The following is an 8,051-nucleotide window of genomic DNA, read 5'->3' as shown; positions in this document are numbered from 1 at the left end:
GCCAGTTGTACAGCTGGGTAGCTGCGTTCGGAAGGGATAAACGCTGAAAGCATCTAAGCGTGAAACCCGCCTTGAGATGAGATCTCTCACAGAGTAATCTGGTAAGACTCCTTATAGACGATGAGGTAGATAGGCTGGAAGTGGAAGCGTGGTGACATGTGAAGCGGACCAGTACTAATAAGTCGAGGGCTTAACTTAAAAAGCACTTACTAAGATGGTTCTTGTTTCTGTTTAGTTTTGGAGGCACATTTAAAAATGTCTTCAAAAAATTTGTATATCCGGTGATGATGGCTATGTGGTCCCACCTGTTCCCATTCCGAACACAGTAGTTAAGCACATAAACGCCGAAAGTACTTGGCTGGAGACGGCCTGGGAGGATAGGAAGTTGCCGGTTAAAAAAGAGGATTGTCTTTTGACAGTCCTCTTTTTTTATTGTTTTCAGGCCGCCTCGGCGTTTATGTGCGACTATAGATTTTTAGCCGAAGTACTTGGCTGGGGGTGAACATGCCGGTGGCATGTTCACCGGAAATAGTTCGACTGTATATCGAACTATTTCCGCGACCGGCCTGGTACATTTGGAAGTTGCCGATTATATTATTAGCTTGCATAACCAAAATACTTGTGTTATCATCAACCTTGGACAAGGGATGGCATCCGTTTGGAGTCATACTCCTTAATTTGCTTCAATTTTTATAAATACTTTTTCGCTTAGATCCTTGGGACTGAGACGGATGGCACCAGCGGCCGTGAGGCTTGCTGTTATTTGTGTTTATATGCCTTCTTATCCTTTGCGATGAGGAGGCTTTTTTAATTAGGCATTTTATTGCTCCCTTGTTTGGATTTTTTATTGGGAGGTGCTTTTTTTGAAAACAGCATTGAAGAAGGCTTGCGATTTTCTTGTAGGCAATATGAGTTTATTAGTTTTTTTGATTGGGGTTTTTGCAGTATGGCGTCCTGAAGCCCTGACTTGGGTAGGGCCACACATTCCTGTTTTGTTGGGAATCATAATGTTTGGCATGGGTATGACCCTGACGGTGGACGATTTTAAAAACATTCTCAGGAATCCAAAGGGAATTTTTATTGGAGTGTGTGCACAGTTTCTAATTATGCCAGCCGTAGCATTCGGATTGGTAAAGGCCTTTGGCTTACCACCGGAAATTGCTATTGGCGTTATATTGGTAGGAACCTGTCCTGGAGGAACAGCATCCAATGTAATTGCTTATTTGGCTAAGGGCGATGTGGCCTTGTCTGTATCCATGTCGGCAACGTCTACTATATTAGCTCCATTGGTTACACCGATTCTTACATATTTATTGGCAGATGCAGTAATTGATGTGTCAGTGTCCTCCATGATGATGTCCATTGTAAAAATGGTACTGCTGCCTGTTTTATTGGGCTTGGGGGTTCATCATTTCTTTGAGAATTTTTCACGAAAAATTAATCCTTTTATGCCAATGCTTTCGGCGGTTACAGTGGTTTTAACCGTTGGTGGCGTGGTATCTCTTAGCGCAGCCAAGCTGCTGGATGTGGGGCTTATGATGTTTGCAGTGGTTATTTGCCATAATTCCTTGGGATTGTTGTTAGGCTATATTTTGGCCAAGCTATTTAAATTGGATGAAAAGAGAAGTCGGACTGTTTCCATCGAGGTTGGGATGCAAAATTCCGGTATGGCCGCCTCCCTGGCTGTTCTCTATTTTGATCCAGTGGCTGCTATTCCAGGAGCTATTTTCAGCGTATGGCATAACGTATCGGGAGCTATGCTGGCCAATTATTTTGCTAAGCACAGTGAAGAAGACAACAATGATGAATTAATTGATAATAGTATAAAGTGTATTTAAAAATGTGGTATGTGAGGTAAGAAAGCAATGAAGATTTTAAGAACTCAGGATGAAATAAAGCAGTATTCTCTGGAAATGAAAAAAGCAGGAAAGGTAATAGGTCTTGTGCCTACCATGGGGGCTCTCCATGAGGGACACCTTACTCTTATGCGTACAGCACGTCAGTCTGTTGATGTGGTTATTGCTTCGGTTTTTGTAAATCCGGTTCAATTTGGTCCTAATGAGGATTTCGATGCTTATCCTCGTCAATTTGAAGAGGACTGTAAAAAATTGGAAGAGACTGGTGTGGATGCCGTATTTCATCCAGAGCCAAGTGAAATGTACCCTGAGGGATTTTGCACTTATGTAAATGTGGAGGGCGATTTTACCAAAAAGCTGTGCGGCGGCCAGCGCCCAGGACATTTTCGTGGTGTAGCTACCGTAGTTACCAAGCTCATTAATCTTGCCCGGGCTGATAAGGCTTACTTCGGTCAGAAGGATGCACAGCAGGTTTGCGTAATTCGTCGCTTCGTAGAGGATTTGGCTATTCCTGTGGAAATCAACATGGTTCCTATAGTTCGGGAGGAAAGTGGTTTGGCCCGCAGCTCCCGTAATGTATATCTGTCCAAAGAGGAAAAGACGGCTGCCCTGGTATTGTCCCGGAGTCTGAACATGGCAAAAAAGGCCTTTGACGATGGTGAAAGAAATGTTGGCAAGCTCAAGCAGATTATCGTAGATGAAATTAATGGTGAGCCAATGGCAGTTATCGATTATGTGGAAATATATTCCTTCCCGGCTTTGGAAGAAATTGATGAAGTAAAGGGTGAGTCCATTATGGCAATCGCTGTCAAGATTGGTAAGACACGCCTTATTGATAATGTGATTTTGGAGGGCTAAAAAATGATGCTTCACATGTTAAAATCTAAACTTCATTGCGCAACTGTTACTGAAGCGAATCTTCAGTATATGGGCAGTATAACTATTGATGCTGATTTAATGAAGGCAGCGGGAATATATGAAAATGAGCGGGTGCAGGTGGTAAACAACAATAACGGCTCCAGGCTGGAAACCTATGTTATTTCCGGGAAGGCGGGATCCGGAGTTATATGTCTTAATGGTTCAGCAGCCCGCTGGGCCCAGCCCGGAGATGTGGTTATAATTATGGCCTACGCTTTTATGGAAGAAAAGGAAGCAGTTCAGTATAGACCAACTGTAGTCATGCTGGATGGAGATAATAAGGTTAAAGAAACCCGAAATTATGAATGTCATGGGGAACTATATATAAATAACTGATAGGCGGCCTCCGTTATTATTCTGTTTTAGGATAATGACGGAGGATTTTTATTCTGGTTAGAAAAACAGAAAGTGTCAGAATATTGATTTTAATGTAAATAAAATATAAAATTATGTACAAAGGTGGTGATTCGTTATGGATCAAACGTCTGAGAAAAAAGCATTTATTCTTACTATTGATGATGATGAAATTAATAATATGCTGCTGGGAGCTATCCTGGAAGAGGAATATGAGGTTGTATCTATTTTAAGTGGTGAGAAGGCCATTGAATTTTTAAAAGGACGAAAGCCTGATTTAATTCTTCTGGACTTAAATATGCCTGGTATGAATGGTTTTCAGGTGCTGGAGTATCTGAAACAGGATAAGGACTTAAAGGAAATTCCGGTTATTATGTTGACGGCTGAGATGGATCAGGAAACAGAGGTTAAGGGAATTCAATCTGGGGCTTTTGATTTTTTGCATAAGCCGTATATCCCGACACTTATATTGACACATGTTCATCGGACTTTGGAATTAATATCCCTGCAAAAGCGTATGCAGGAGCGTATCAATATACAAATTCAGACTACTATGAATCAGCTGGCCTCCACAAAAAGACTGTTTAAGCAGATGGTTTTTGCTTTGGCAAAGACCATTGATGCCAAGGACCCGTACACTAATGGGCATTCTCAGCGTGTAGCGGATTACTCCAGGGAAATTGCCTTTAGGGCTGGGAAATCGAAAACCTATCAGAGAAAGATTTTTTTTATAGCACTTCTACACGATATCGGTAAAATTGGGGTGTCAGGTCAGGTTCTAAATAAGCCTGATAAGCTGACTCCCAGTGAATATTCTTCAATTAAGGTTCATCCTATCATAGGTTCCTCGATTTTATCATCGGTTCAGGAGATGGAGGAATTGCAGGTTGGTGCCCGCAGTCATCATGAGCGTTACGATGGTACCGGGTATCCGGATGGGTTGGCAGGCCAGGCCATTCCAGAAAAGGCTAGGATTATTGCGGTGGCTGATGTGTATGATGCGATGACTTCAAAGCGCAGTTATCGTGATATATTGCCCCAGGAAGTTGTGAGAGAGGAATTGGTAAAGGCCAAAGGCACTCAGTTGGACCCCAAATTTACGGATATAATGCTTCAAATGATTGACGAGGATGTGGAATATAGAATGCATGAGTAGGGGGGCTTTTGCAATGGAACCTAAACAGCGCTCGATGTTTGAATGGGCAATGCTTTTGGGACTGTTTTTCTTTATTACTGCCCTGGGAGCTTCCCTTTGGTACTTTTCCAATGATAAGGATATAAAAAAGCCCGTCGTAGGTATAGTATTGCTGGGGGACAGAAATGAGGAAGGGTGGAATGCACCGCAGTACAGGGGAATGAAAAAGGCCTGTGATGCCATGGGGGTGGAGCTGCTGGTAAGCGATAACAACAGTGGCCTCGATGGCAAGTGTGCAGATGCAGTACGGAAAATGGTAGAAAATGGTGCCGGAATGGTATTTCTTACCAGCTATTCCTATACGACAGACGGCAAAACCTTGATACGGGAATTTCCCCAGGTAGCCTTTGGTACTAATTCTGCAGAGTGCCGGGGGCGGAATATGACATCTTATTTTATCCGTATGTATCAAGGGCGGTATTTGACAGGAGCCCTGGCGGGAATGCGTACCAAGAGCAATGTTATTGGCTACGTGGCAGCTATGCCAAATTCTGAAGTGAATCGGGGAATTAATGCCTTTACTCTGGGGGTTCAGAGAACTAACCCAAATGCCAGGGTAGTGGTTATGTATACAGGAAGCTGGGAAAATGAGGAAGTAGAGGAAGAACACACCTACAGGCTTATTACCCAGGAAAAGGCCGATGTAATAACCTACCATCAGGATGAACCAATGGCCGCCACTGTGGCGGAAAAAATGGGAGTAGATTATATTGGCTATTATGAGGATCTGCAAAATGGCTCAGAACATGATTTAACTTCGATTATGTGTAATTGGGACCGTTACTATGAGGATATAGTAAGGTATTATCTCAAGGGCGAAATGAATTTTGTGGACAATAGATGGGTAGGCATGGAGGCTGATCTGGTAGAGCTCAGTCAGCTTTCTGATGCCGTGACTTATGAACAGCGTACTGTATTGAAACAATTGAAAAAGGAAATGTTGGCTGGTCGTTTTGTCTTTGCTGGTGAGATATTTGATAATAAGGGGAAACGCCGCTGTCAGCCTAATGAGGTTATCAGGGACGAGTATCTGTTGCAGCACATGGATTGGCTGGTGAAGGGAGTGGACGTCCTTGAATAGTAAAATCAGTAAATTGGGACTGTCCCAAAAGGCTTTTATCGAGATAATTATCCTGACCATAATTTTGTTTATTACCGGCAATATTCTCCAGAATCAAATAAGCCGTAAGTTAAATGATGCTGCTGAGGAATCCGTATCTCAAATGACGGCGGATATGGCCCAGCTGGCAGATGAGCGGTTTATGCGCTATATTAGCACACTGAAGGCAGCTTCCATTTATTTGGAGCAGCATGAGGAGCAGAAAAATAATATTTTGGAGGCCATTAATCAGGAAAATGTATACGGCAGAGCCGGGGTTATGGATTACGAGGGAAACGTAACTGGAGCTGTAGTCAGCAAGCATGATTTTCCCAAGCTGCTCAGGGCTTTTCAGGGAAATAACGTGGTGGATTACCACACTGACGGAGGCATAATTGTGGCTGTTCCTGTTTATTATGGGGATAACGTAAGGTATGTTCTCTATCAGATTTTTCCGAGGGGAAATTTAACCAAGGTTTTTGGACTGGCAGATTATAACCCATATAGCCGTATAATGATCCAATATAAGGATGGTAGTTTGGCCGTTCCTTATGAGAACTTTTCCACAAAGGATCACGAATTTTGGGATGATCAGGATATAAAGGCTGGTATGGTGGAGGTTCATTCCAGGCTGGAAACAAGCAAGGCTGCAGCTGTTTATACAGAAGGAAGCAAAGGGAAATATTATGTTTTTGGTGCAGACCTTCCACAAACAGATTTTTCCTTGGTGGGATATATTCCTTGGTCTGCAGTAGCAGGAAGAATCAATAGTGTGTATCAGATGGTGCAGTGGGTGTTTACTTTGATGCTGCTGTTGTTTGCCTGTGTCAGCATTTATCTGTTTATGGCCCAGACCAAGGTGGCGGAGAATGAAGCCCTTAAAAAGGCCAGACAGGCGGCAGATGATGCCAATCGGGCTAAAAGCCAGTTCCTGGCCAATATGAGTCATGAAATAAGAACACCTTTAAATGCCATTAACGGCATGGATGAGATGATTCTAAGGCGTAGCAGGGACATGGATATACGGCGTTATGCCAGCAATATTCATTCTGCCTCCACAGCGCTTTTGGGAATTATTAATGAAATTCTGGATTTTTCCAAAATTGAATCCGGCCGTATGGAGCTGGTAACAGATAAATACAGCTTACGGGTTCTCCTTAAGGAGGTAGTGACTCTGGTGGGGTTCAGGGCCAAGGCAAAACAGTTGGAGTTTATCATAAATGTGGATGCCGACTTGCCTAATGAGCTGTATGGTGATGTGGGGCGTATACGCCAGATACTTATTAATGTCATTAACAACGCCATAAAATATACGGATGAAGGTACTGTAACCTTTGATGTAGGTGGTGATATCGTAGAGGATATACTTAACCTTAAGCTGGTGGTAACAGATACTGGTATTGGTATTAAGCCAGAGGATATGGAAAAGCTGTTCAAGGATTTTGAACGTCTTGATATTCAGAAAAACTGCAAGGTGGAGGGCACGGGCCTTGGTTTGGCCATTACCCATAGGCTCCTTACCATGATGGGGGGAACTGTTAACGTAAGCAGTATCTACGGAGAGGGGAGTACCTTTACCATTGAACTGCCTCAGAAGATTATGGGGGCAGAGGTTATTGGAGATTTTGATGCAGATCAGGATATAGAGGAAGAACTGGAGGACGTGGTGGCCACCAGCTTTACTGCTCCGGAGGCATCCATTCTCATAGTTGATGACAACGAAATGAATTGCTTCGTGGCGACCTGTATGCTGTCTGATACCAAGGCAAAATTGACAGTGGCCCACAGTGGAAGTGAGGCATTGGAATTTCTGAAGAAAGAATCCTTCCATTTGGTTATGACAGATTATATGATGCCGGGAATGGATGGTATTGCAACTCTCAATGAGGCCAAGAAAATCAAAGGCACTGAAAATACAAGGTTTGTTATTCTGACGGCTACTGCCCTGGCAGGTGTTCGTGAAAAATTCCTGGCAGAGGGCTTTGATGATTATCTTAGCAAGCCTATGACGGGTAAGCAGCTTGAGACTGTGGTAAAGCGCAATCTTCCTGCTGAATTGGTGCATCCGGTGGAGGAATCTGAAGCGAAAGGCGTTGAGGAAGTTAAGACACTGGATGAACCTAAAACAGTGGAGAATGGGGCTCTTGCTGATAAAAGGGGTGAAATTGTCCATGACAGCACTTTTGTAGATAGGAGAATGCCTAGAATTGATATGTCCGTGGGTTTAAAATTCTGCAATAACAGTGATAAGCTGTATAAGCGGGTTCTTGAAATGTTCAGCAAACTCTCTGAAGCCAATATCGAGGATATGGAAAAATCCTTTGGGGCGGAGAAATGGGATGCCTACAGGATTAAGGTTCATGCCCTGAAGTCAGGCTCCTTGAATATTGGTTGTGATCTCCTCCATGAAATGGCTAAGGAACAGGAACAGGCCGGTAAGGACTATATTTCCGAGGAATCCACTGAGGCTCAGCGCATGAAGGCAGTGGAATACATGAAGCAGCATCATGAGGAAATAATGGCCATGTATCGGCAGGTGGCTCAAATGGCCAGGGATATGACAGAAGAATAGTACCCGGATAAAAGAAAAACAGGGTTTGGAATACTTTTTAGGTTTCCCAAACCCTGT

The 8,051-nt window shown here is 43.3% G+C and carries 6 protein-coding genes and 2 rRNA genes; all 8 read left to right on the top strand.

The genetic code is table 11. The features are described from left to right. Positions 1-198 (top strand): 23S ribosomal RNA (locus B6K08_RS10635); the annotation flags it as partial. A gap of 79 nt (positions 199-277) precedes the next feature. Further along, a 5S ribosomal RNA gene (gene rrf, locus B6K08_RS10630) occupies positions 278-394 on the top strand. A gap of 514 nt (positions 395-908) precedes the next feature. Then, complete coding sequence (locus B6K08_RS10625; protein ID WP_200810415.1) at positions 909-1,838, top strand: bile acid:sodium symporter family protein; 930 nt, start codon at positions 909-911, stop codon at positions 1,836-1,838. 27 nt (positions 1,839-1,865) lie between these two features. Further along, positions 1,866-2,714 carry a pantoate--beta-alanine ligase gene (gene panC, locus B6K08_RS10620; RefSeq protein ID WP_039208153.1) on the top strand — a complete coding sequence of 283 codons (849 nt, stop codon included), beginning with the start codon at positions 1,866-1,868 and terminating at the stop codon, positions 2,712-2,714. A gap of 3 nt (positions 2,715-2,717) precedes the next feature. Then, complete coding sequence (gene panD / locus B6K08_RS10615) at positions 2,718-3,110, top strand: aspartate 1-decarboxylase (protein ID WP_039208150.1); 393 nt, start codon at positions 2,718-2,720, stop codon at positions 3,108-3,110. 136 nt (positions 3,111-3,246) lie between these two features. Then, positions 3,247-4,284, top strand: coding sequence for an HD-GYP domain-containing protein (locus B6K08_RS10610; protein WP_080326102.1), 1,038 nt, complete (start codon positions 3,247-3,249; stop codon positions 4,282-4,284). 13 nt (positions 4,285-4,297) lie between these two features. Further along, the gene (locus B6K08_RS10605; protein ID WP_052212129.1) at positions 4,298-5,404 is read left to right on the top strand and encodes a BMP family ABC transporter substrate-binding protein; all 1,107 of its coding nucleotides are present in this window, start codon (positions 4,298-4,300) and stop codon (positions 5,402-5,404) included. Beyond that, a complete protein-coding gene (locus tag B6K08_RS10600; protein ID WP_080326100.1) occupies positions 5,397-7,994 on the top strand; it encodes an ATP-binding protein in 2,598 nt (865 codons plus the stop codon). The genes B6K08_RS10605 and B6K08_RS10600 overlap by 8 nt, the downstream gene beginning before the upstream one ends. Positions 7,995-8,051: the final 57 nt, after the last annotated feature.

Origin of the sequence: Anaerovibrio lipolyticus DSM 3074, assembly GCF_900141865.1 — a bacterium.
Lineage (GTDB): Bacteria > Bacillota > Negativicutes > Selenomonadales > Selenomonadaceae > Anaerovibrio > Anaerovibrio lipolyticus.
This window is presented reverse-complemented; position numbering and strand designations above follow the sequence as displayed.